The organism is Paenibacillus sp. R-74696 (assembly GCF_055814915.1).
The window spans coordinates 216,805-241,704 of record NZ_JBPULM010000026.1 but is presented as its reverse complement, the minus strand read 5'-3'; the positions used below and the strand labels follow the sequence as shown (position 1 = coordinate 241,704).

Sequence of the window (24,900 nt, the reverse complement as noted above, 5' to 3'; positions counted from 1 at the left end):
CGCTGATTTAAGCTTTAACGGTTTCCGGTCGTGTATACATATTCAGCTCCTGCAGCTGAATCAGCACCTTGCCATAACGTCCACTCTGATGAATGACCACTTTGCCATCCGGATAAGTACGGTGCACATAATCGGTAACGATTTGGCGGGCGGACTCATTAGGAATTAATTTATGGGTTTTCAGCGCTTGCATGACTTCCTCTATTGCTTCTTCGTAAGACGACTCGGTCGTTTTTGTTTCTTTCGTGATAATGGATTGGAATGAATAACCCTTCAAATAGAGCAGGTGCGTTAAGTAGGCCATATCCGAGCTTTCTGCATGAACCTCCTGGCCTGTCAGCAAAGGAAGAACAGCTTGCAGCAGACTATGCTCTCTAGGCCCCGCACCTACACTAATGTAGCAATACTTGCGAGCCGTGCTGAGTACCCGCTCCACGCTTGCCCAATCGACAATGACCGGACACATGGACACAAATACGAGATCGAAGGCGTCGCTCCAGCCCCTTGCGGCAAGATCCAGCTCCTCAAACACATCATGGACCAGCAGGGCCTGCCCCTGATCAAACCTTGCTGTATTCTCTCTGAAGAGCTCGCTTAAGGGAACGTTAGGCTCTACAGCCGTTACCCGTGCTCCACGGTCGATGAAAGGAACCGTAAATCCGCCCGAGGCAGCACCGATATCGAGTACGGACAGCCCTTGGAAGTCGACACCCTGCCCTTCTATCCAGCGAATAATGCGCTCGCTTCGGTGTCTTCCCCCTTCACTGAACACCTCTGCATTAAAGGTTTTTGCTTTATGGTCAAAGGACGTGCGGCCAATGCCGGCCTTCTTCATTTTATTGCCCGTCGCGTTCGGGTCCTCCGTCCAAGCTTTCTCCCACACAGCTGCATTAAACAAATCGCTATTCATATCCCGTCATTCCTTTCCTGATTATAAAATGGTTTTCGTTTCGAAGACTTTAAAGACTCTGTATATCTACAATAACCTTTAATGGAGTGAAAAGCAATTGCTCTTTTTTGAAATATAGGGAGGACGGCGACAGCCGTTTTACCTGGGGTTCGAGCACCGCGGCGTGTTACGAGACAAGCCCGAAAATAAAATGGAACCGGACAAATAACGTGGAAGTAATTAGAGTATAAATAGAATCTAAAGAGATATTAGCAACATTTAGGAGCTTGTTCGGTTATTCTCTGTTAAAATTAAATATACAGGCAAAGGATGTTGTTGTTTTTACAAATGGAGACAAGTTACCGCATTCGTGGAGGAATTATTTATGGGGAATAATTCGAAATTGTTGAAGCTGCTCGGACTCATAGGCGGAGTTGTCGCTCTCAATATTGTTATTTTGTCACCGGGGCTTGTCGGGGTGGTCATAGGGGGTGAAAGTGTTCTTGCAACCGCTTCAGGCGTAACCTTATTGGTCAGCAGCTTTCTGGTTCTGACTTATGGAAGCTATACGCTGCTGCTCAAGCCCGCTTCGGTGCCGCAGATTCGTTCGATTGCCACACGCGAGGATTTCATGGCGGCGCTCTCCTATTACAAAAACGTTAAAGTGCTGCACAAGGATATCGCCTTAGCCCTCGACCAACTGGAGCGAATAGCGAAGAAGAGAGCGATCTTATCCGATATTCTCGGCCAAAGATTTGAGCAGACGGAAATCAGCTACAAGAAATTCGACTCCGTCATCGTTGAGGTCGAGAAGCTTTTTTACTTGAATATTAAAGGAATGCTGAATAAGCTTGGCGTGTTCGATGCTGCTGAGTTTGCCTCCTTGGAACGGCAGCGGAGCGCGAGGAAGTTCTCGAATAAGCTGATGCAGGAAAAAATAGAGCTTTACCAGCAATACCTGGACTACGTGTCCGGTTATCTGGGGGCGAATGAAGAGATTTTGCTGAAGCTGGACCGCTTGGCTCTCGAAATTTCACTGCTGGGGAGTACAGATTATCGGACGGTTGAGGAAATGCCCTGCATGAAGGAGCTCGATGTATTAATTAAGCAAACCAAATTATATCAACAATGAGAAGGTGACGCATATGGCGAGTAAAGGAAAAGCTTTTGTAGTCTTGGCACTTATTGCGATTGTCGTTTTTGCTCTCGTTTATTTTGGGATTAGCTTGACCTCGAACATAGGTAAGACAGATACGCAGATTTCGTCTGAGGATGCGGGCAAGCAGCTGAATAAGCTGTATCAAGGCATTTCAGTTACGACTGCGGAGCCGGTTAAAGGACAGATTGATCTTGATCCTGCCGATGTCGGCGACTCCTTGCCGGATATTTCGAAGTTCCCCGTATCGGTTGAAAACACCACAGACCAATTTGTCGAGATTTTTTCCTCGACCGAGAAGTCGGGTACGGATATGGATGGCTGGCTGAACGAGGTGGCCACCGCTTTTAATCAAGCAAAGATTAAAGTGAACGGGAAGACGGCTTCGGTCAAAATCCGCAATATTGCCTCGGGCACCGCGGCGGATTATATCCGTTCAGGCAAATATGTGCCCGATGCGTTCACGCCATCCAACGAGCTGTGGGGCGAGATGGTCGCAGCGAGTGGCGTTCAAACGAAGCTCGTATCCAAACGACTTGTGGGCAATGTAGCGGGAATCGTCTCCACTCAAGCGAAATATGATGAATTGATTGCCGAATATGGCTCCCTCAATGTGAAGACGCTCACCGATGCGATTGCAAGCAATCAGGTAGCGATGGGCTATACCGACCCTTTTGCCAGCTCAACGGGCCTCAACTTTTTAGTGACGTCCCTCGCGACGTTTGACAGCCAAGAGCTGCTGGGCGAGAAGGCGGTGCAGGGCTTTGAGAAATTCCAGGCCAATGTGCCATTCCTTGCCTCGACTACGCTGCAAATGCGTGAGGCTGCCAAGACGGGGATGCTGGATGCTTTTGTACTGGAGTATCAAACCTATGTGAACGCGGCGGATTTCCAGAGCGGCTACGTGTTTACGCCGTTCGGCGTGAGGCATGACAGCCCGCTGTATGCGCTCGGCAAGCTGCCGAAGGATAAGCAGGAAATTATCCAGAAGTTCGCCGACTTTGTTACGCAGGATAAATACCAGAAGGCTGCTGTGGAAAAAGGCTTTAATGGCCTTGAGGACTACAAGTCCGAGATGGAAGCTGTGAACGGAAAGACGCTTGCCGCCGCGCAGAAGCTTTGGAAGGAAAAGAAGGATGGCAGCAAGCCGATTGCCGCTGTTTTTGTAGCCGATATTTCGGGCAGCATGGGCGGGGAGCCGCTTAATCGCTTGAAGGAATCGCTGCTCAAGGGGCAGAAGTTTTTGGGCAGGAGCAACAGTATCGGATTCGTCTCGTACTCCAGCGACGTTGCGATTAACTTGCCAATTGGGAAATATGACACCAACCAGCAATCGATGTTTGTGGGCGCGATCAACAGCTTACAGGCAAGCGGAGGAACGGCCACCTTTGACGGCATCGTAGTCGCCCTGAAAATGCTGCAGGATGAGCTCGCCGTCAACCCGGATGTGAAGCCGATCATTTTTGTGCTAAGCGATGGGGAGACGAATGAAGGGCATTCGCTCAAGGATATTAAAGGACTCATAGAAACGTACAAGGTGCCGATTTATACGATTGGCTACAATGCGAATATCAAGGCGCTGCAAAGCATTTCGAGCATTAACGAGGCGGCAAGCATCAACGCCGATACCGACGATGTCGTTTATAAAATTGGAAACCTGCTGAACGTTCAAATGTAATTTTATATTGCGGATATAGGTTGAAGAGGAGGGGTTGCAATGTCATTTACGATGGAAGTGGTCAGTGAGGAGAAGCTGAAATCGGTCATTGAAGAGCAGGTGAAGCCTGAGCCTGAGGAGGTCACCCAGCTGCGTGAGCTGGCGACGAGCAATGTATCATCGATTTTAGAGCTGGATCTGGATTCGCTCGAAAAGCGGAAAGCGATTTTGCAATCGATTGACCAGTTTGGCATTCAGTCGATGAGGTCTTCCTCGGAGAAAAATTCGCTGCTGCAGGTGGCGGTCGGCAATTTGTCTCAAACGGGCGATGAAGGCGGCCAAGTGGCGAAAGATTTGACGGAGCTGCACATCCAGCTCAAGGATTTGGACCCGAGCGTCGTCGATTTTGCCAAAAGCGGCGTACTAGGCATGTTTTTTAATCCGTTACGTCGTTATTTTGCCAAATACCAGAAGGCGGATACGGTCATTTCGGGCATCATTTTATCGCTGGACAAAGGCAGTACGATACTTAAAAATGACAACACCACGCTGGAACTGGAACAGCACGCGCTTCGCGAGCTGACGAAAAAGCTGCAAAAGGAAATCCAGCTCGGCATGCTGATGGATGAAGGCATTGAAGCCCAGATTGCAGCCGCCAAGTCGCGTCAGGAGTCGGAGGATAAAATCCGCTTCATAACGGAAGAGGTGCTGTTCCCGCTCCGCCAGCGCGTCATGGATTTGCAGCAAATGCTCGTCGTGAATCAGCAGGGCATTATGGCGATTGAGGTCGTGATGCGCAACAACAAGGAGCTGATCCGCGGGGTGGACAGAGCGAGGAACGTCACCGTTTCGGCGCTGAAAATCTCCGTTACCGTAGCAAGCGCGCTCTACAATCAACGAATCGTCCTGCAAAAAATCGAGCTGCTGAATCAGACGACCGACAGCCTGATCAGCGGAACCTCCAAAATGCTGAAAAATCAAGGCGCCGCGATTCAAAAGCAGTCGATGGAAGCAAACATCTCCGTCGATACGCTCAAGACGGCTTTCGCCGATGTGCTTTCGGCGATGGACTCCATCAGCACCTACAAGCAGGAGGCGCTGCCTAAAATGCGCCAAACGATCCAGCAATTCAGAGAGCTGGCGGATACCGGCGAGGTGCAAATTCAGCGGCTGGAGAAGGGGCAGAAGCTGGGGCTGTAAGAGGGCAAGAAGAGCAGGGGGCGGCGATCCTCCGCTCTTTTTTATATAAACCAAAAAATCAGTAGATAGGAAGAATGGAGACAAAGTGATGATTAACTTATCCCTAGAAATTCAAAATGCAGACGGAGCGGTGCTTGCGACCTGTACAGACAGCGAACAGGTTTATTTGGTGTACAAGCGGGCTTACGAGCCTGGAAATGTAATCGCTCTCAAAAGCTCGCAAGCGAATGTCCATCTAATCATTCAGTTGGAGGATTCGATGAATCCGGGGTTCATTTATTTGAAGGGCAAGGAGTACCGTTACACGGTCCCTTTTGACGAAAAAAGAGTATCCTACTCACCGAAGTCGTTTACGGGCGACACTCATGTGCTGACTGCTCGCCTGGCAACCGTCGAGGAAATAGGAGCCTATAAAAATGTAGCGAAAAATGAATATGACCAGCACGCCAACGACACCTGCTTCCCGCATGCTTCCGCCAATGTGGAGACGCGGGGCGAGGCTGTATTTGCGGCACGGAACGCCATTAATGGAAATGCTGCGAATGACTCGCATGGTGAATGGCCTTACGAATCATGGGGCATTAACCAGAGAGCGGATGCCGCTATTTCGATTGATTTTGGACGTGTCGTAGTCGTGGACAAGGTTGTTTTAACGCTGCGCGCGGATTTTCCACACGACAACTATTGGGAAAGCGTGACTCTGACGTTTGCGGACGGCAGCTCGCATCAGGCCAGCCTGATCAAAACGCATAAACCGCAAGCGGTTTTGCTGGAACCAAGAACAGTTGACTCTGTTACGCTAAGCAAATTAGTGAAGTCGTCCGAGCCTTCGCCATTTCCGGCTTTGACCCAGCTTGAGGTGTTCGGAAGAGAAGCATAACAATGGCAGTACACATGAGTATTCAAATTATAGGCCGCAGGTTAATTGATGAATAGACCTGCGGCTTAAATGTTTTAAATTTGATTTTACTTTGATTTTGTTGAAGTTGAGTCACCGCTAATAGTTAGCATAGTCACATTTAAAATTTTTCTTGAAATTTGTCTTTGTTAATGAGTACATCCCCATTTTCATTTATATCGATTTGATTGACAATTCTGTAATTCTTATTGTTTATAGAGTTTTTATTAAACTGAATAACCACAAAATTCTTACCCTGTTTTAAATGATCGATAGAATTTAACTCATAATTATAATCATAATGGCTATCTTTAGCTATATATGCATCTTGGCTTTTACTCATTTCATCATTTAAGAAAGTTAAAATGGATGGTTCTTCAGAAGATTGCGATTGTTCAGTTACTTCAATAAATGAGCGACTGAATTGTGAAGTTTCAATTTCTGTTTGTTTAGTCAAATGCTCCTTGTTGTCTTTATCCACAAAGTAAAATTGTATTGTGATTTTGTCGGGTACAGAATTTTCAAAATGAAATTTTATTGGAGCACTCGACTTGTTCGAAAATTCAGTTGTAAATATGGTTTTTTGACTGAAACTCATAGAAATAAATATGAGATAGATTATTATAAAGGTTGTAATAAACCATGAAGCAATTTTACCGCGATTATTGATAGTATAGTTTTTTAGTGAAACAAGACTTTTAAATAATTCTTGTCTGATATTCTTGAATGCTAAAAAAAATAGAAATAAGAGAACTATAAGTAACGTAACACCCATAACTAAATATTGTAGAGCCAGAAAGCCGACTATGTTAATATACATTACTATCGTTATCCCGGAGAGTATGAATGAGAGAGAGGCGAATTTGAATACATAGCCATAGGCAAAATCTGCTTTATTCATTATTTGTAAAGCATCGTTATTGCCTACATCCCTGTTCGTATAATTCAGAGCTGCAAATTCACAATAGCAATAGTGTATTGCATAAACTAAAATTAAAAAAGCGCTCGAAAGCATACAAGCTGCAATTATATGTTCGTAGCTGATAAAAAATGATAGATATATTTTATTTGAAAGGTTATTCAATGCGAATTTTAATATTTTGAAGTATCCAGCTCCCAAAACGCCAAGTGCGGCAGTTATAAGAACAAGTCTTCCTGATCTTTCGCCAAAATTAAGTTTGTTAGATGTAGGTACAGGGTTTGGTGCATTAGGTGTAGACATTACTCATTCCTCCATGATTTAACAATTTAGAGTCATATACGAAAAAAGGAATTATTGGTTTCTTTTTTAAGTATAAGAAATTAATATATTACCTAGTATAAGAACAGTGAATAGAAGGGTATTGGATCATAACATTTGTAGTTTCGTGAGTATTAAACTATTATTCCCCTAGCCTAGTCAGAAATAATTTAAGTTGCTATCAGAACGAGGTCAGGTTGGTTTCGCTTTGCAAAATAATCCAATTACTGAATAGCGTATTGAGTAAGAAGACGTTTTGGGAGAGGATGAATGGCCGTGAAAGGTGAAAATACGCATATAAATGTTGATGAGCATGATGCTGAATTCCAGAGAGGCAATTCCAAACTGCAAGTGCGAGTGAATTAGTTAGTGAAGAGGATTATTACGCGAACTTGAGCCAACGTGAAACCGAGTTATAGTGACCTGAACCTAGCTGCATGGGAATCAGTTCGTCCATCTGACTAATTCACCCATCTTAATGAACTTGTTGTGACGTTTGGGAAGACAGTAACAGCAGGTAATGGACACGGCAGATTCAGTAGCAAAAAAACCAATTAGACGAGAGCGCCGTGCAGGTGCTTTTTTGTCGTTTGGAAGACGCTTCGCAGCATTGACACTTCCTGAGAAACTTTATAAAATGAAGCAGGCACTACAATACTGCCAGTATTCCATGCAGAACACTCGGCAAATCTGCTGGCCATTTTGACTGGAGGTTCACTGGATTAAAATGAACTTGAAAATTATCGCAATTGGCGTTTACGTCATGCTTATTTATTGGCTTTCCTTACATTTTTCATTTCTGGACACTTTATTTTTCCCTACTTTGGGGGCTTTCAGCTTCCTGTTCGTCTCGCGCTCATTCCGTTATACGGAGCTCAGCAAAATTACTTTAGGCGCGTTTATTTCGTCAATTGTCGGCACGCTGCTCTTCTCCATCTATCCAAGCGCGATTTCCTTGTTTGTAAATGTGTTGATTACGATTTGGATGATTACGAAATTTAAGTGGAATGCTCCGCCAATTGTAGCGGTGTCGCTCATTCCATTTTTCTCCCATTCAACGCATCTGTGGCTGATTCCGGTATCTGTATGTACGGCACTGCTGGGTTTGATGTTGATTTTATTCCTTGCCGAATGGGCAGAGAAACGGCTAAGCCCTTTATTTTCGCAGATTAAAAGAAATGGCGTTCCTGTAGAAACGGATTAACGCATTTATAAATTCTTATCAATTGTTTGAAAAGTATTCACTCGCAGCGCAGGTAGTTTTATAATAAAATATATGATAACATGTAGTATTAGATGAAGAATGTGAACAAGGAAATGAAAATTCCGCTCATGCCTATAGATCTGTCGTTTATGAGCGTTATTTTAAGCAGTAGATCAATGGGCATGATTGAAAGTTCTATTCATTAAATTGCAACTACACTGAAGGAGGATTTATCATGGCATTGGTTTCGATGAAAGATATGTTGAACAAAGGTTTAAAAGAAGGTTACGCGGTTGGTCAATTCAACATCAACAACTTGGAGTGGACGCAAGCAATTTTGGGCGCAGCTCAAGAAGAGCAATCCCCAGTTATTTTGGGCGTATCTGAAGGCGCAGCTCGTTACATGGGTGGTTTCACGGTTGTTACTGCAATCGTTAAATCCCTAATCGAAGAAATGAAAATCACAGTTCCAGTTGCGATTCACTTGGACCACGGTTCCAGCTTCGAAAAATGTAAAGAAGCAATCGATGCAGGCTTCACTTCCGTTATGATCGATGCTTCGCATTCCCCATTTGAAGAAAACGTAAAAACAACGAAGCAAGTTGTTGCATATGCGCACGAGCGCGGCATTTCCGTTGAAGCTGAACTGGGAACAGTTGGCGGACAAGAGGATGATGTTATTGCTGATGGCGTTATCTACGCTGATCCACAAGAGTGTAAACAACTGGTTGAGCTTACAGGTATCGATTGCCTGGCTCCAGCACTTGGTTCCGTTCATGGTCCTTACAAAGGCGAACCAAATCTGGGCTTCAAAGAAATGGAAGAGATTTGCCAAACGATCAAGCTGCCATTGGTATTGCACGGTGGTACAGGTATCCCTACGGATCAAATCAAAAAATCCATTTCCCTTGGAACAGCTAAAATCAACGTTAACACTGAAAACCAAATCGCCTTCACTAAAATTGCTCGCGAAATTCTGACTGCGGATTCGGAAGTATTTGATCCACGTAAATTCTTGGCTCCAGGCCGCGATGCAATCAAAAAAACAGTTATGGGTAAAATGCGCGAGTTCGGATCTTCCAACAAAGCATAAGCCTATATATAAATGAAAAAGGGCCGGTCCAGCTGCTGCGTGCAGTTGGACTAGCCCTTTTTTGCTTTATGCTACGCTCTTCTATTAACGGTATGCTGGGAGCCAGCTGCCATGCGCTTCAATCAATTCGTCGCAAAGCGAGACAATGTCATCCATCGACAATTCCGCTGACGTATGCGGGTCCAGCAGAGCGGCGTGATAAATATGCTCGCGCTTCAATGTTTTGGCGGCTTCAATCGTGAGCAGCTGGGTATTGATATTTGTGCGGTTTAACGCAGCCAGCTGCGGCGGAAGGTCACCGACGTAGGTTGGCGTTATGCCAGAGCGGTCAACCAAGCAAGGCACCTCGACGCAGGCTTCCTTCGGCAAGTTTGTAATAAAGCCCGTATTCATAACGTTTCCGGCGATTTTATAAGAATGATTGGTCTCGATCGCTTCCATAATATGCGAGGCATATTCATGGCTACGCGTATGCTCAATCTTCTTATTGCCGAGCATCGAATCCCGTCTTTCCTCCCAGCCTTTAATTTGCTCAATACAGCGGCGCGGGTACTCATCCAGAGGAATATTGTAGCGTTCAATGAGCTCTGGATAGCTCTTTTTAATGAAGTACGGATGGTATTCAGCATTATGCTCGGAAGATTCGGTAACATAATAGCCGAACTTCAGCATGAGCTCGTAGCGCACCATATCGTGGTGCTTCTCCGCTTGCTTTTCCGCCGCGCGCCGTTTAATTTCCGGGTATAAATCTACACCGTCCTTTGTTGCTTCCAGCAGCCACGCCATATGGTTAATGCCAGCGATCTTTGTTTTGACACCAGCAGTATCGATGCCCAGATGCTCGAATAGGTGCGGTACACAAATTTGTACGCTGTGACAGAGTCCTACAGCCTGCAAGCCGCCTTGCGAAATGAGCACATTCGTCAGCACAGCCATTGGGTTGGTGTAATTGAGGAACAGAGCGTCTGGACAAACCTCCTGAATATCTGCTGCAAAATCAAGTACGACCGGAATGGTACGTAGGTTGCGGAAAATGCCGCCTATGCCGACCGTATCGGCAATGGTTTGGCGCAAGCCGTATTTTTTCGGAATTTCGAAATCGGTTATCGTACAAGGATCGTAACCGCCAACCTGAATGGCATTGACGACATATTTGGCGCCGCGAAGCGCCTCCTTGCGGTCGGTATATGCTTTAATGACGCAGCTGCTTCCAAGCGACTCCTTCATATTCAGCAGCAGCTGCTCAGATTCACGCAGCCTTCCGCCATCAATATCAAACAAAGCTAGCTCGAAGCCCTGCAGTGCTTCTGTAAGCATGACATCACCCAATACATTTTTCACAAAAACAGTGCTGCCCGCACCAAGGAACGTTATTTTCGCCAATGAATTCGCCTCCGTTTATGAATAGTCTCGACTCCTTAACTATAGTCTCGGAGAGAGCGTGCGAACATGGAGTAATTCCTGATAAACCTGTCATAATGCCTTTTCATTGCATGGTTTCATCCGATCTATTATACTATTACCTGTCATAATGAGGGGGGATGCCCTATGCCTCTGACCGAAGTCAGACATAATCAAGAGACGCCGCAGCGGCAGATGGAGCTGTTTTTGCGTTTTTTCGGCAAGGAAGAATGTGAACCCCTGCACAGCTGGGGCCCGGGTTTGCGCGACTTGTATATTATCCATTATGTGATCAGCGGCTCAGGCGAATTTAGTACCGGAGGAGAAACCTACCAGCTGTCACAAGGACAGGGCTTTCTCATAATGCCAGGTGCGATTGTCCATTATACAGCGGATGAGTCGGACCCTTGGGTGTATACGTGGATAGGTTTTGATGGGCTTCATGCCAGAGCTTTTGTGCAGCGGGCGGGGCTCAGTGTGACGCAGCCGATATTTCGTGCCAAGGGCGCCAACTGGTTCGACACTAGCCATCAGGAGCTTATGGATGCCCATGAAACGGGCATTCGGGACATTTTGTACCAGAGTATTTTGTACCGTCTAATTGGAGAATTAATTGAATGTGCAGAGCCTGCATTAGCAGAGGAGCAGCCGCTTCGTGCCAACTCCAAGGAAACCTACATCAACGAAGCAATTACCTATATCGAAAATAACTACAGCCAGAAAACAACGGTTGAGCAAATTGCTCAAGCTGTTGGCTTGGACCGGACTTATTTGTCCAGCTTGTTCAAACAGCAGTTTGACCTGTCTCTGCAAGCCTTTCTGCTGCAATTTCGAATGAATCGGGCGGTAGAGCTGCTGAGCAGCAAGCAGCTGTCAGTGAGCGATATTTCACGCTCGGTGGGCTACACCGATCCCTTCCTTTTCTCCAAAATGTTCAAAAAGGTCATCGGCCAATCGCCGCGCCGAACGCGAGAGCTGCTGGAGGAGCAGGGCAAGCTGTAAGCGAGGGTTAAATTGAGCAATATTCGTTTATGTATACGACGATGCCTGTCCATTAAATGCACATATTCCTTAATGAAAAAGGGCGGGCTTTGGCAATTAAGCCAAAACCCGCCCATAGTGTGCGAGAGAGCAAGCGCCATGCTTCACAGCAAGCGGCAGCTTGCTTTTGCTTTGCTTTGATGACAAGGTCGATGCTGAGCGGAACCGCTGCTGCATACATGCGATGAGCGGCGTTAGCCGCGAAGCGGTGCCCGTTTCTTTTTCCCTGCTCGCATGGACAGAAGGAAGCACAGAAGAAGCACGATACCAGCGGAGGCGTATGGGAAATTGATATTCATATCAAACAGTACGCCCGCAGTGATCGGTCCGAGAATGTTGCCTAAGCTCGTAAAAGCGGAGTTCAAGCCAGCGAGGTAGCCTTGCTGGTCATTGGCCATTTTTGAAATTTGGGTGCCAATGGCCGGGCGCAAAATATCGACAGACAGGAACAGGAAGAAGGTGACCGCGAATACCATCCAGTAGTTGTTGGTCAACAGCATCAGCAGAACGAATAGACCCGCTATAAACAAAGACCACGTAATGACGTTCTGCTCGCCAAACCGATTCAAAATCCAGCCGAAAATCGTTACCTGTACAACCGCGCCCGCGATGGAGCCGAACGTAATAATAAACGCGATGTCGGTTGCTGTAAACCCGAAGCGATGGTCAACGTACAAGCCGAATACCGTCTCATAGTTCGCAAGCCCGAACGAGGCGACAAGCACGATGATTAAGCTGAAAAAGTAGGGCTGTTTGTAAGACGTCAGCAGCTGGGACATAAAGCTGGGTTCACCAGCCGAAGCCGAGGTCTTAGAGAGTGCTGAAGCGGCAGGCGTTGGAGCGGAATTCGGCTTGGATTCTGGCAGAACCAGCATTGTAACAATGGCGGCCACACCGCCGGCGATGCCCGCTACATAAAACGGTACGCGTACGCCAAATTCGGCCAAATAACCTCCAATGCCGGGGCCAATAATAAACCCGGTCGTAATCGCGGCATTGATGTAGCCCATACCTTTGGCGCGTTCTTCGTTGCTAGTAACGTCAGCGACGTAGGCCATAATCGAAGGCATGCTGAATGCGGCCCCGATTCCGCCAAGTATGCGAGAAACAAACAGCAGCCATGGCTCGCTGACCGCGCCAAACATCCATTCCGAGAGGGCGAACAGCGTTACGCCAGCCACGATCATTTTTTTTCGGCCGATAGAATCGGAGAGTCTGCCTGCAAGCGGTGAAAATAATAATTGGGCTAAGGAAAAGGCCGCTACCATGAAGCCTAGTATGCTTCCGTTCAAATCCAGCTCTCGCATATAGGCAGGCATAACGGGAATCACGAGCCCGATGCCTGTAAATACGAGCAAAATATTGCCCATCAGAAGGAGTATAGCTCCTCTATTCCGTAGTAATAATGACATGGTTAAAATCCTTTCACCCTGATCTAGGTTGTATTAATATTTAAGTTTGCTGGCGCTTGGAGCTTGAGATGCCGTGAAGGACGACCTTTACAGCGGTTCTGTAAATGGTCAAAACCTCATCCATCGCATAGGAGCGTCTGGACAATTGATTCAAGCCGAAAAACAAGCTTTCCAATATGATCGCCAAATGCTCAACCTGCATCGGCTCTAATTCGCCTCGGTCAATGCCTTCCTGAATAAGGCGTTTGTTGAATTCCAAATGCCGGTCGATCATGACCGTCATTCGCTTCTCCACCTCAGTGGTTTTCTCCTCATGATTGAAAAATTCATCAGCCGCTTTCGTAAGCGGGTGGCTGAAATCATCCATCACACCTTGCTCGACGATGGCGTACAGCTTTTCGGTGGACGTCTCGTAGCGCGCCTGCTGCTCGTTCCATTTTTGCTCCCATTCCAAATCCCATTCCTCTAATAGATAGAGAAACAAGCCCTCCTTGCTTTTAAAATGGTAATAAATATTGCCCTTGCTGCTTTCGGTCGCCTCTACAATATCTTCAATCGAAGTTCCTTTATAGCCCTTCTGGGCAAAAAGCGCCCGTGCGGCGCTTGCGACTTTCTTCTTCGTTTGCTCGCTTTGCAGCTGTTTCTTATTCATGAGGCGCTGCCCCTTTCTCTTAATTATACTGAACGTTCGTTCTATAATAATACCAAAATATAAAGGGAAAATGCAAATGAGAGATGAAGAAGGCTTTATAGTTGAGGAAATACCAAATATTTTATTAACATTTTCATTTTATATGTAAAGAATTTCTGACCAAATGCCGATAATGGAAGAGTAGAATATATAATGGAGGGATTTACAAGTGGTAAAGAGTGATAAATCTTTTGTAGCAGCATTGTTATTATGTTTCTTTTTGGGATCTTTCGGGATTCACCGTTTTTATGTGGGAAAAGTGGGTACCGGCATTTTGATGATTTTAACAGTAGGTGGTTTTGGACTTTGGACGCTCATTGATTTTATTATGATTGTTTGCGGCGCATTTAAAGATTCGGAAGGCCGTCAAATTAAAGCATAATAATCACTTTATAGGTAAAAAGGGAAACAGAGCTCCTATGAGCTCTGTTTTTGCGTCCGCGTATTTAAGTAGGCTGTGTTGAAGCGAAAATTAGAATCAAGCCTCTTCTTTTTTAATTTTCGCCGGGTTGTTGATTTTGTAAGCGACGGGATGCTTGGTCAGCTTTTTGGCGACGATTTTAGCCTCGAAGGTGATGACATCGCCAATTTCCAGCTCCTGCTTTTTGAGCGTGGCGCTGTGGCTGGACCAGGCCTCGCCCACAAGTGTCCCTTGTTCCGTGATAGACAAAGCCTCATAAATGACAACCTCATCATCATTATCGGAAAAATGGTTCGGCACCGTCGTAAACTCCTTAACGGTCGCGATCATTTTCACCTTATCCTCCGGCAGCTCAAGCTTCGGCGCTTTTTCCTTTTTGGCTTTGCTTTTCGGCTTTTCTTCCGTTTGCTCAGCCTTGTCACTATCGCTGGAATTGTCCGTTTCCTCTACTGCCTCTGGAATCGCTGCTGCACTTTCGACCGAATCGATAGCAAAGCCTGCTTCCGCCAGCATTTCCTCGACCGTCTTGGCAGCGCCTGTATCGCTCTCCCCAGTGGCTGCGGAGTCGCTGCTAACGTTAGTGCCGTTTTCTACATTTTGGGCTTCAACAGCTTCTGTTTCATTATTTGTTGTTTCCTCATTAGTCTCGTCAGCCTCAACACCAGCCGCATGCTTCGCGCCATAACTTGCCGCTTGCATTTCTTTCAAATACGAAGGGTGGATACAGTGCAGCTGATCGTTGCCCAGCTGTATGACGGCGGTCATTTTATCGACGAAACCGATGATGCTGCAAACGATATTCAGACCGTGGCCTTTATAATAAAAGGTTTTTGTTTTGCTGGCTTTCCCTGAGAGCAAGCCCCACTCCTGGCATTTCTCTACCTGTTCCTCATCATTCTCAAAGGGCTGGTAATTTTGCGGTTCAATTACAAACGCATACTCCATCATATTCCCGCCTTTCCGTCATTCCGGCTAAATTGTTTTAGGTACAACCAGTTTAGCATAAAAGCGGGCCGTCCAGCATCTTGGCTACTGTGCGTCCATGGTGCTGGCGGCGCGAAGCCGCCTAAGCTTCTCCTGCCCAGTCCTGCTTCAGCGTAACGAGCTGTTGGAGCGCAGCGTTGTCGAGCTCTGTAATCCACGTCTCGGAGCTGCTGGATATGACATTTTCGCTCAGCTTCTGCTTTGATTCCAGCATTTCGTCGATACGTTCCTCCAGCGTGCCGAGCGCAATGAACTTGTGCACCTGAACGTCGCGGGTTTGCCCCATGCGGTAGGCACGGTCGGTCGCCTGATTTTCCACGGCGGGATTCCACCAGCGATCGAAATGGAACACATGATTCGCCGCCGTCAGGTTAAGCCCGACCCCGCCAGCTTTAATCGACAAAATAAAGACGTTCGGCTGCTCAGCCGCAGGCAGCGTGCTGGACTGAAAACGCTCGATCATTCGGTCGCGAGTTAGTTTGGTTGTGCTGCCGTTCAAGTAAAGAACCCGTTCTTGAAGCTCCCGCTCCAGTACGCCCTGCAGCAGTTGGCCCATGCCGATATATTGCGTAAAAATAAGGCAGCGCTCGCCTTCGGCTCGCAGCTCCTTCACCATCGCCATCAGCCGCTCCAGCTTGGACGATCGGCTGATTAGCGACTCCATTGCAGCCTCGGCGCCGGTCGTGCCGCTGGCGATTTCCGCTTCCATTACCTCTAGCGGCATTCCATCCTCCAGCAGAGCGGGATGATTGCAAATCTGCTTGAGCTGCGTCAGCACGGACAAAATCGCGCCTCGGCGCTTGTTGCCCTCCACCCGCTGCACCTTAGCCATCAGCTCGTTGACGGTTTGCGTATAAAGTGCGCCTTGCTCGGCGGTGAGATGAACATACGTTTTCATCTCGTTCTTATCTGGCAGGTCAAGCTGAATCGCCGGATCTTTCTTTTTGCGGCGCAGCATAAACGGCTTGACCAGCCGCTGCAAATCGACAATGCGCTCCGGGTCCTGCTCCTGCTCGATTGGTGTAGCGAAGCGCTTCTGAAAGCCCTGCGCACTGCCGAGAAAGCCGGGATTCATAAAATCGTAGATCGACCACAGCTCGCTCAGCCGATTTTCAATCGGCGTTCCGGTCAGCGCAATGCGATGCTTGGCGGGCAGACTGCGAATGGCGGCGGCCTGCTTCGTCTGCGCATTTTTAATATTTTGCGCCTCATCGAGGCAAATCGCTTCCCATGTGCGGCCTTGCAGCAGCTCCTGATCAAGCATGGAGGTCGCGAACGATGTGAGTATAACATCCGCCGCGCTGGCGGCTTCGTAGAAAGCGTCGCCCGTCAGCCGCTTGCTGCTGTAATGCAGCATGACGTTCAGTGATGGCGCGAAGCGGCTAATTTCCTTCTGCCAGTTGCCGAGCACCGAGGTCGGGCAAATGATGAGTGCGGCTGCACGGCCAGCGCCGCCCGTTTCCTTCATCTGCATCAGGTAGGCGATGAGCTGCACCGTCTTGCCGAGGCCCATATCATCGGCGAGACAAGCGCCAAGCCCAAGCTGGCGCATAAAAGCAAGCCACGAGTAGCCCTCCTGCTGATAAGCGCGCAGCGTCGCTTGCAAGCCCGCAGGAACGGGGAGAGGTGGCGCCTCTTTTTGCTGCACGAGCTGATCCATCATCTCCTGCATATAGCTATTCAGCTCGACTTCCAGCCGCAGCTGCTCGTTCTCATCCTCGGCCTCATCCGCCGATGCCTCTGCGTCTTCTTCCTTGCGGGCGAAGTAGTCCTTCCGCGAAAGCAGATGGAGCTGAAGCACATCCTGAAAGGAGAGTCCTTGGGCGCTGTTCATGCCCTTCATCATTTTGCTGATTTGCTCCAGCAGGCCGGGATCGAGCGTCACCCACTGCCCGCGGAATTGCAGCAGCCGCTCCTGACGGGCGAGCAGCTCCGCGAACTCCGCTTCCGTAAGGGTGAGATCGCCGACGGATACGCGCCAATCGAATTCGATAATGGCGTCGAGCCCGAAGAAGGAGCGACCCTTCGCCGGGTTTTCCTCTTCCTTGACCTTGGCGCGCAGCTTAGGCTTTTTGCGGCGGGCGCTTTCCCACCAGGCAGGGAGCAGCACCTGCCAGCCCGCCTCGAGCAGACGGTTGCTGCCCACCGTCAGGAAACGCCAAACCGTATCGCTGCTGAGCGGCACTCTCAGCACATCGTATTTCTCGCCTGCCAAATGCTCGTCAGGCAGACTGGCGCGCAGATGATCCAGCCATCCGGTGGATCGACCCTGCACAGCATGAACCCAAGCCGCCGGAACCTCTCCGGCGACATCGCCATGCTGCGACAGCCTCACGGGCCGCAGCACCGACGGGTCCAGCTTGTCCTGCAGCACGAGCCGCAGCTGCCACGCCTCATCGGTTTCCTCGCCCGGCTCAAGCAGCTGCAGCATGGGGCGGAACGGCGCATGGTCGGCCTTCCAGCCGACGGCCATCAGCCAGCCGGACGGATCAAGGCCAGCGAAGATCGCCTTCTCCTTTACGAACAGCAGCGGATATTCCGCGCGCAAATCGGCGGAAGCTGCTTCACTGTTATAATAGCGCTGGAACACCGCCGCCGAGAAAGCAGCCTCCAGCATGCCCAGAAAGCCATTCGACAGGCGGCCGTCCTTCACTTTCTCCTCAGCAAGTGCAAGCTCGCTTGCCAGCTCCGCCGAAGCAGAGCCGTCCCACACCCATTGCAGCTGTCCGGCCCGCCATGCGGAGTGGCTCGGCAAGTAGCGCTTAGCCTCCGTGTGCTCGCGGAGCAATGGCGCGAGCCGGATGAGCGCAGTCGACTGCTCGTCCCATTCCCAATGAATATGCGCCAGCAGGCGCTGCTCGGCAAAGAAGGGGAGCACATGCTCAGCAGGAAGCACGACCAGCTCTACCTGCTCCATTTGCCGAATTTCAAGGTCTGTCCCATAGGTGGTGGCTGCATGCCAAGCGAATAAGCTTTGCTTAAGGCGAACGCCGGAAAGCAGATCCTGGCGGTCGTCCACCGCATACAGCAGCGCATCGCCAAAATCGGTTAAAGCCAAATGTACCGTTATCGTCGTCCATAAAGGGCTCTTCGTCAGCTCTGTGCTCATGACAGCAATTTCCCCTTTCGCAGCTCTTCCTGTAAAGCCCGCAAGCGGCTGTAGCGCCCAGCGAAAGCGGTGATGAACGTTTCCCAGCCCGCCTCGTCCTTGCGTTTTTTATACAGCTTCGCTAATCGCTTCAGCAGCTTGACCGCCGATTTATAGCCGTCCCTGTTTTTCAGCAGGACATAACGCTCGGCGGCTTGATGATAGAAGGGAAGCAGCAGCTCAGGCGCGTGCTTCTCGATCGGGGCGAACATGGCGACGCGATAATACAGTGGGTCGATGCTCTCGCTGAGCTGGTAGTCGATCCACTCCTGCCATTTTTCATAATGATGAAGCTTGTCTGCATAGATGGAGCGCGAGGCGGGCAGCAGGAGCAGTAACTGCTCCCACATCGCTTCCTCCTCCTGAGGCATTTCCGCCAGCACCGCATCCCAATAGGCGAAAAAAGCGTTCAAATGCACGCCATGATGCTCCGCCAGCAAGCTCGCCGTTTGCTTCAGCCAGTGGAGCAGGCGATGCCACTCCTTGCGCTGCTCCAGCTCATCCAGCAGGGCATAATAATCATGAATGCGCAGCTTGGATTTGCGGCCCAGCGCGGTTAACAGCGCTTGCGCCTCCTCGTCGCGGCCTAGCAGAAAGCACAGCCAGCATTTGGCGAACATCCATTGATAGCGGGTCTGGGCGATTTTCTGCTGGGGCTTCAGCGCCTCTAAATGTGCAAGCTCCTCTGCAAGCAGCGGGCTGCCCGGCAGGCGCGGATAGAGCCATTTTCTCCAAAGCGCATAATACACAGGTGAAAAATAATCCGCATACCGCTCCTCCGCGAGCAGTCTTCCACGCAAATCCGCCGCGGTTTCTGCCAGGCGGTCCCAAAACGCCGGCTCGGCATCAGCGAGCGCCGGCGACTGCTCGAACAGCTTGCTGATGCTGCCCTGCACATCCTCCATCGCGACTCGCGTATGGTAGCCGACGAACGTGCCCGTATGCAGCTGCTCCATAATAAACAGGAAGCTGTGCAGCTCGAACAGGCATTTCATCGCAGGGGAAAAAGCTGGCCGCGATTGCTGAATAAGCTCAGCTGCGCGGCTGGCATAGTCGCTGTTTCTCGTTTGTGCGGCCAGCGGCTCCAAGCATTGCAGCAGCCATTTTCGCCACTCCGAAATCGGCAGCGTAGGAAGCTGCTGGAGTGCGTCGTTTTTTTTTCGCTCGTTCTTTTTATCTATAGGCATCATTCGAATCAATCTCCTGAGTCATTTCTTGAAGGCGGGCTTGTTGGCTAGCTTCATTCCGCTTCCATTCTTCAAAAAGTGCGAGGTATAGGCAATTATGGTTAACCATTTTTATGTATTTGGATGAGTAGGAATTTTGGCGGACACAGAAGCCGTTATTCCCTGCAAAAACGGTTTTTGGCCGTGTTGGCGGACACAGAATTCGCTAATCGTCCCTATTCCTCCTTTTTGAAGCGATAGGAGGCGGCATAACGGCTTCTCTGTCCGCGCAGCAGTTGAAAACATGAAAATCGCTGGAATAGCGGAATGTCAGTCCTTCAAAATGGAGAATCATTGAGCTGAGTTGAGCTGAGCTGACCGAGTGCACGAGTAAGCTGCTCTTGTTCGTTCACCATGTTTCTAACCCTAACTATACGCGAATAAAAATAGAGTTGGCAAATCGCTCGTTCAAACGAAATCGCCGTGCTCCTAATGCTTAGGGGCGCGGCGATTGACGGTTATATATGTTTTAGGCCAGTATAGAGCGCGTGTTGCGCAGAACAGCCTTCATGAAAGGAGAATCTACAGGGACGCTGCCCATAATCTTGATTTTCCGTTTTTGCAGGTCCAGACTTTTCATTTGTTCGGTCAGGACAACCCCAGAGAAAGCAAGACCGCCAGGCAGCGCGACCTCAAACGGATATTCTTTGATTTGGCTTGTAATGGGACACACGACGGCAAAGCCTGTCCTTTCGTTAAAATCAGCTTCAGACAATACAAGAGCGGGTCTTCTCCCAGCCTTCTCATACTCGGCTTTCTCATGCCCTGCTTGGGGATCAAAATCCAGCCATATTAAATCGCCGCGCTGGGGGATAGGTATCGTCAAATGAGCTCGTCTCCTTCAATGCCAACATCGAATTCCTCATGCCGTGGGGAAGCGGGCTGGATTTTAGCAAGGAGTTGCTTTAAATGAGTGCGCAGCTCTTCATTCGTTTCTTGCTGCTGTTTCATAGGACGCAGCAGCAATTCATTATCAGGAGTAATGACCAATTCGATTTCAGCGCCCTCCTCCAAATTCAGACGTTTAAGAAGCTGATTCGGAATGCGGACAGCACTGCTGTTTCCCCATTTATCATGTATATACTCAGGATATACATCTTCCGACAATCGGATACTCGATGACCGAAAGAAAGGCGCCTAAATCCAATTATTAAATCTCCTTGCTGTAGTAGTATAATGATTACTACTGAAGTAGGATGCAAAACAGGGAAAGAGGGATCGGATGCTTACTATTTTTCAACTTGAAACGGTTCGTGGGCTTGGCTATCGACTTGAGGTGCAAAAATGATTAAATCATTATATACACGTGTAGTCCTGATATTTTTAGTGTCCGTGATTGGGAGCACGATCATTGCTTTTTTGGCAGCAACTTGGTTATTTGAAGATCAATTAAACGAAAACTCGCAAATTCTTTTGCGTAATTTTGGACAGGACATCACCTCGATCTACGAGACCATTCCGTCACGTGAAGCGGACGAATTAGTAAGTAAAATGAAGCAGCTCAATTCCTATCATATTCGAATTTATGAAGCAACGGATCGATTCCAGTCTTTCGGAGCGCTGGGCGGACACAAGCCTGCTGCTATAACGGCGGAACATGTAAAAAAAGTACTAGATGGAGAACCGGCTCAAGGCATTAAGGAAGGTGTTACGGTTGCCTACATTGGATTTCCTTTGAACACAGATATGGGAATGAAAGCGATGTTCGTGGAGTCGCTCTCCCCTCCGTCCACCGCATTTGTCATAAAATGGGGACTAAATATTGCAGCGTATTCGTTAATTACAGGAAGCTTATTTGTTCTAATTGCCTCCTTTTTCATCGTAAGGCCGATTAACAAGCTGACAAAAGCGACCAAGCGGATAGCAGCTGGAGACTTCAACGTCAAGCTGAATATTAAGCAGACGGGTGAATTAGGTGCGTTGGCTCGCAGCTTCGAAGAAATGATGCATGATCTGCAGCGGCTGGAGCAGATGCGCAGGGAATTCGTAACGAACGTGTCGCATGAGGTGCAATCGCCGCTCACCTCGATATCCGGGTATGCTATAGCGCTCAAGCAAGAAGGCATTGAAGCTAATGAGCGCAGCCGTTATCTCGATATTATTATCAATGAAGCGAAGCGAATGTCCAAGATGAGCGATAATCTGCTCAAGCTAAGCTTGCTCGAATCACAGTCACAGCAGCTGCAGCTGGCAACGCTCAGTCTTGATGAACAGATAAGGCGAGTTATCGTCGCGATCCAGCCGCAATGGTCAGCGCGCAGCATCCATTTTGAGCTTAATTTGAAGCCAGCTATGCTAACGGCTGATCATGATCAGCTAAATCAGGTATGGACCAATATTATTGGCAATAGCATCAAATTTTCCAAGGAGGGCGGCATAATTAAAGTCAGCATCAAACAAGACAGCAAACAATTTACCGTCCGAATATCAGACAACGGTATTGGTATTTCGCTAGAGGATCAGAAGCAAATATTCGAGCGTTTCTTTAAGGCGGATCGTTCCCACAGTCGAAAATATGAAGGCAGTGGTATGGGGCTGGCCATCGTTAAACAGATCATATCGCTTCATCAAGGCGATATCCGAGTGGAAAGCGAACCGGGTTTGGGAACCACCTTCATCATCACCTTGCCCATCACAAGGCTGACTGAATAAGGGGCTTATCCTTTATCCTAAAGTGGTCACCTCACTTCTCCTATGCCTGCGTCATCTGGTGCAAGCTTCTTGCCTATGATGACGCAGGCTTTTTTTGTGCTCGTTCATACTCCGTTCATCCTGCCGGCATGTAGAGTACATCTTCGTCGTGTAAGCTCTCCTTAACGAATCTTAAAGGCAGCCCAATCAAGAGATGAAGATAGGAGAAGATGCAAGTGGAAAGACGAGAGGTAAGCAACATGGAGCAGGATACAGCAGCAGATAAAAAGCCAGCCAGCAGAATGAAAAAATGGCTTCGCAATTTACTTCAAGGATTAGCAATCGTAGTTATAGCCATTGTTGTTTTTATAGCCGTCGTTTTTTTCATTGATCTGTTCAGCAGCAAATCAGAGCAAGCGAAATTATTACCTTATGGCCAGTCTGTAACTGTAGATGGGAAATATATGAATGTATCGACTTATGGAGAAGGAGAAGAAACCATTGTGCTCCTTCCGGGTTATGGGACGGCTGCGCCAGCACTTGATTTTAAGCCGCTAATTGAACAACTGTCACCCTATTACAAAGTCGTCGTAGTTGAGCCATTTGGTTATGGATTAAGTGATCTAACCGACAAGGAACGAAGCACAGACAATATTGTAAGTGAAATTCATGAAGTGCTGCAGAGCCTTCAAATCAATCGTTATATTTTAATGGGCCACTCCATTTCAGGATTATACAGCTTAGATTATGTGAACAAATATCCAAGTGAAGTGAGCGCATTTGTCGGGCTCGACAGCAGTGTCCCGACGCTAAAAGAGCAGAAGATAGGGTCCTCCATATTAAAGACGCTTAGCCTGCTTAGAGAATCAGGCTTCGCCAGATTGCAATTGAAGTTAGGCGATGATCCTTATGCTGAATTGCCATATGATGATCAAACAAAAGAGCAACTAAAAATACTCATTCGCAAAAACATTTATAATGCCAATCAATTAAATGAGGCCGGAAATATGTATGCTAATTTTGAAGCAGCAGAGCATTTAACCTTCCCAAAAGCTCTTCCCGTTATTTTCTTTATCCAAGCGAATCATCCCGTAACGGATAGATGGATACCGGAGCATGAGAAGCAAATTAAGAATTCTGTTCATGGAAAAATAGTGTTATTTGAAGCGGATCACTATTTATATCGTACTCATTCGGCAGAAATCGTTGAAAACCTCAGGATGTTCAAGGAACAAATAAAACAAGACAAGTAGATGATTTCTATTGTGCTAGGTAACAAGCTGCTGCGTATTGCCCTGTTTTGCGCCGGGGCGCTGTACGATTTTCACCGAACGGCTTTGTACGAGTAAAATATATCCAACATCAAAAAGGAAAATAAGGACGTACATGATCATCAGCAGCAGCGAATCCGGATAGAGCTTGTAGCTGAGCACGGAGGCGCATAGGGTGCCGAGCATTTTCGCCCAAGCAATAAAACGGGACTGCCCTAGCAGGTCCTTCTGGAACAGCATTTGAATAAACAGGATCGACATCATCAGATTGATGCCAAAGGCGGTATATTTGCCCTCCGGGTCATGGAATTCGACCGAGACGCCGTAATGCAGCAGAAACGCGGTAACGAGCAGAGCGCTGACGATGACCGTTATTTTTTTCGGCGAATAGTCATTGCGGGTGTAATACAAAAATTGCAGCAAAATGATGATGTCGAGCGCGAACCAGACGATTGTAATGATTTGCTGAAGCGGATTGAATGGCATGAGAAAGCCAAACAGCAGCTCCCACGTCAGGTTGGCGCAGAGTGCAGCCAAAGGCATGCCGCAGGTGCGGTCCTTAAAGCCTTGATAAATAATAAGCAGATAGGTGATTGTCCAAAAAAACGCCATTCCGAGCAGCAGCAGCAGGTCCATCAAGCCTCATCGCATCCTTTCCAAAAACGGTTGTTATAAAAACGTATGTTGGCGGCTGCTCGTCTATGTCTTATGTTAAAATAGAAGGCAACGAAGCTGGCCGGGTGCTGTTAGGCACATATGCAGCCAGAGCAAGGAAAGAAGGACGAACGTATGGCAATCTATGAAATCGAAGAGGATGAGTGGCTGCGTCTGGCACGAATCGGCAATGGGAAGGATGCGTTGCTGTTCTCCAGCCCTTTTTGCGGAACGTGCAAGGTAGCCGAGCGGATGCTGGACATCGTTCAGGCAGCGGAAGTGCCGACGACGATGTATAAAATCAACATCAACTACGCGCCCAAGCTGCGCGAGGCTTGGAAAATTACGAGCGTCCCCTGTCTGGTGCTGGTGAAGGACGGCGAGCCGCAGCGGTTCGAATACGCGATGCGCTCTGTCGATTATCTTTACAAGCTGCTGAAAGAGGATGAGTAGCTATTTACATTTATGAAAAGGGTACATCGGAGCATGCTGCGATGTACCCTTTTTTAAAATATAGGAAAGGATGTGATTTTCCCATCTTTTCTCTATATTTCTCGGAATGAAACGCGCTGCGCCGCCAAAGGACGGCTTTCGGCCGTTTCACCTTGTCTTTAACCTGAAAAAAACAGACATCACCTGAAATAAACAACGGTAGGAAAATAAGCGGCTCTCCATTACGATGA

The 24,900-nt window shown here is 48.2% G+C and carries 22 protein-coding genes; 11 read left to right on the top strand and 11 right to left on the bottom strand.

The genetic code is table 11. The features are described 5' to 3' along the window. Positions 1–7 precede the first annotated feature (7 nt). Positions 8–910: a class I SAM-dependent methyltransferase gene (locus ACSR9A_RS09935; protein WP_473756998.1), complete on the bottom strand. Its 903-nt coding sequence runs from the start codon at positions 908–910 to the stop codon at positions 8–10. Between the two features lie 364 nt (positions 911–1,274). On the opposite strand from ACSR9A_RS09935, the gene ACSR9A_RS09930 reads away from it, so the two are divergent. From ACSR9A_RS09930 to ACSR9A_RS09915, 4 genes are all read left to right on the top strand, one after another. Next, complete coding sequence (locus ACSR9A_RS09930) at positions 1,275–2,021, top strand: hypothetical protein (protein ID WP_341280557.1); 747 nt, start codon at positions 1,275–1,277, stop codon at positions 2,019–2,021. Between the two features lie 13 nt (positions 2,022–2,034). Further along, positions 2,035–3,723: a substrate-binding and vWA domain-containing protein gene (locus ACSR9A_RS09925; protein ID WP_473756997.1), complete on the top strand. Its 1,689-nt coding sequence runs from the start codon at positions 2,035–2,037 to the stop codon at positions 3,721–3,723. Positions 3,724–3,762: 39 nt separating this feature from the next. Next, complete coding sequence (locus ACSR9A_RS09920; protein WP_473756996.1) at positions 3,763–4,902, top strand: toxic anion resistance protein; 1,140 nt, start codon at positions 3,763–3,765, stop codon at positions 4,900–4,902. Positions 4,903–4,990: 88 nt separating this feature from the next. Continuing rightward, positions 4,991–5,782 carry a carbohydrate-binding protein gene (locus ACSR9A_RS09915; RefSeq protein ID WP_473756995.1) on the top strand — a complete coding sequence of 264 codons (792 nt, stop codon included), beginning with the start codon at positions 4,991–4,993 and terminating at the stop codon, positions 5,780–5,782. A gap of 139 nt (positions 5,783–5,921) precedes the next feature. Here the strand turns inward: ACSR9A_RS09915 and ACSR9A_RS09910 are convergent, their stop codons facing one another. Next, positions 5,922–7,022, bottom strand: a complete 1,101-nt coding sequence (locus ACSR9A_RS09910; protein ID WP_473756994.1) for a hypothetical protein — start codon at positions 7,020–7,022, stop codon at positions 5,922–5,924. A gap of 745 nt (positions 7,023–7,767) precedes the next feature. Between ACSR9A_RS09910 and ACSR9A_RS09905 the strand changes: the two genes are divergently transcribed. Both ACSR9A_RS09905 and ACSR9A_RS09900 read left to right on the top strand, forming a co-directional pair. After that, complete coding sequence (locus tag ACSR9A_RS09905) at positions 7,768–8,244, top strand: HPP family protein (protein WP_341280560.1); 477 nt, start codon at positions 7,768–7,770, stop codon at positions 8,242–8,244. A 235-nt stretch (positions 8,245–8,479) separates the two neighbouring features. Next, positions 8,480–9,337, top strand: coding sequence for a class II fructose-bisphosphate aldolase (locus ACSR9A_RS09900; RefSeq protein WP_341280561.1), 858 nt, complete (start codon positions 8,480–8,482; stop codon positions 9,335–9,337). A gap of 84 nt (positions 9,338–9,421) precedes the next feature. Here ACSR9A_RS09900 and melA read toward each other — a convergent pair whose 3' ends face one another. Beyond that, positions 9,422–10,720 carry an alpha-glucosidase/alpha-galactosidase gene (gene melA / locus ACSR9A_RS09895; RefSeq protein WP_473756993.1) on the bottom strand — a complete coding sequence of 433 codons (1,299 nt, stop codon included), beginning with the start codon at positions 10,718–10,720 and terminating at the stop codon, positions 9,422–9,424. A gap of 165 nt (positions 10,721–10,885) precedes the next feature. Here melA and ACSR9A_RS09890 point away from each other — a divergent pair, with 165 nt between their 5' ends. After that, a complete protein-coding gene (locus ACSR9A_RS09890) occupies positions 10,886–11,740 on the top strand; it encodes an AraC family transcriptional regulator (RefSeq protein ID WP_473756992.1) in 855 nt (284 codons plus the stop codon). Between the two features lie 233 nt (positions 11,741–11,973). Here the strand turns inward: ACSR9A_RS09890 and ACSR9A_RS09885 are convergent, their stop codons facing one another. Then, complete coding sequence (locus ACSR9A_RS09885) at positions 11,974–13,191, bottom strand: MFS transporter (RefSeq protein WP_341280564.1); 1,218 nt, start codon at positions 13,189–13,191, stop codon at positions 11,974–11,976. 40 nt (positions 13,192–13,231) lie between these two features. Further along, complete coding sequence (locus ACSR9A_RS09880) at positions 13,232–13,843, bottom strand: TetR/AcrR family transcriptional regulator (protein WP_473756990.1); 612 nt, start codon at positions 13,841–13,843, stop codon at positions 13,232–13,234. A gap of 208 nt (positions 13,844–14,051) precedes the next feature. Between ACSR9A_RS09880 and ACSR9A_RS09875 the strand changes: the two genes are divergently transcribed. Further along, positions 14,052–14,264, top strand: a complete 213-nt coding sequence (locus ACSR9A_RS09875) for a TM2 domain-containing protein (protein WP_473756988.1) — start codon at positions 14,052–14,054, stop codon at positions 14,262–14,264. 96 nt (positions 14,265–14,360) lie between these two features. On the opposite strand, the gene ACSR9A_RS09870 is transcribed toward ACSR9A_RS09875, so the two are convergent. The 5 genes from ACSR9A_RS09870 to ACSR9A_RS09850 all read right to left on the bottom strand — a co-directional run bounded on the left by ACSR9A_RS09870 (position 14,361) and on the right by ACSR9A_RS09850 (position 20,768). Then, the gene (locus ACSR9A_RS09870; RefSeq protein WP_473757086.1) at positions 14,361–15,248 is read right to left on the bottom strand and encodes a hypothetical protein; all 888 of its coding nucleotides are present in this window, start codon (positions 15,246–15,248) and stop codon (positions 14,361–14,363) included. Positions 15,249–15,369: 121 nt separating this feature from the next. Then, entirely contained in the window at positions 15,370–18,396 is a 3,027-nt protein-coding gene (locus tag ACSR9A_RS09865) for a DEAD/DEAH box helicase (protein WP_473756987.1), read from the bottom strand. Further along, positions 18,393–19,625, bottom strand: coding sequence for an SWIM zinc finger family protein (locus ACSR9A_RS09860; RefSeq protein ID WP_473756986.1), 1,233 nt, complete (start codon positions 19,623–19,625; stop codon positions 18,393–18,395). The genes ACSR9A_RS09865 and ACSR9A_RS09860 overlap by 4 nt, the downstream gene beginning before the upstream one ends. 505 nt (positions 19,626–20,130) lie before the next feature. Next, a complete protein-coding gene (locus tag ACSR9A_RS09855) occupies positions 20,131–20,481 on the bottom strand; it encodes a type II toxin-antitoxin system PemK/MazF family toxin (protein WP_473757084.1) in 351 nt (116 codons plus the stop codon). Positions 20,482–20,483: 2 nt separating this feature from the next. Further along, the gene (locus tag ACSR9A_RS09850) at positions 20,484–20,768 is read right to left on the bottom strand and encodes an AbrB/MazE/SpoVT family DNA-binding domain-containing protein (protein WP_473756985.1); all 285 of its coding nucleotides are present in this window, start codon (positions 20,766–20,768) and stop codon (positions 20,484–20,486) included. Positions 20,769–20,945: 177 nt separating this feature from the next. Between ACSR9A_RS09850 and ACSR9A_RS09845 the strand changes: the two genes are divergently transcribed. Together ACSR9A_RS09845 and ACSR9A_RS09840 are read left to right on the top strand one after the other, a co-directional pair. After that, positions 20,946–22,313 carry a sensor histidine kinase gene (locus ACSR9A_RS09845; protein ID WP_473756984.1) on the top strand — a complete coding sequence of 456 codons (1,368 nt, stop codon included), beginning with the start codon at positions 20,946–20,948 and terminating at the stop codon, positions 22,311–22,313. 239 nt (positions 22,314–22,552) lie between these two features. Continuing rightward, positions 22,553–23,545 (top strand): alpha/beta fold hydrolase, encoded by a 993-nt coding sequence (locus tag ACSR9A_RS09840; protein ID WP_473757082.1) that lies wholly within the window; start codon positions 22,553–22,555, stop codon positions 23,543–23,545. Positions 23,546–23,560: 15 nt separating this feature from the next. On the opposite strand, the gene ACSR9A_RS09835 is transcribed toward ACSR9A_RS09840, so the two are convergent. Next, positions 23,561–24,199 (bottom strand): transmembrane-type terpene cyclase, encoded by a 639-nt coding sequence (locus ACSR9A_RS09835; RefSeq protein WP_473757080.1) that lies wholly within the window; start codon positions 24,197–24,199, stop codon positions 23,561–23,563. Positions 24,200–24,352: 153 nt separating this feature from the next. Between ACSR9A_RS09835 and ACSR9A_RS09830 the strand changes: the two genes are divergently transcribed. Continuing rightward, positions 24,353–24,670 carry a thioredoxin family protein gene (locus ACSR9A_RS09830; protein ID WP_056032253.1) on the top strand — a complete coding sequence of 106 codons (318 nt, stop codon included), beginning with the start codon at positions 24,353–24,355 and terminating at the stop codon, positions 24,668–24,670. Positions 24,671–24,900 lie beyond the last annotated feature (230 nt).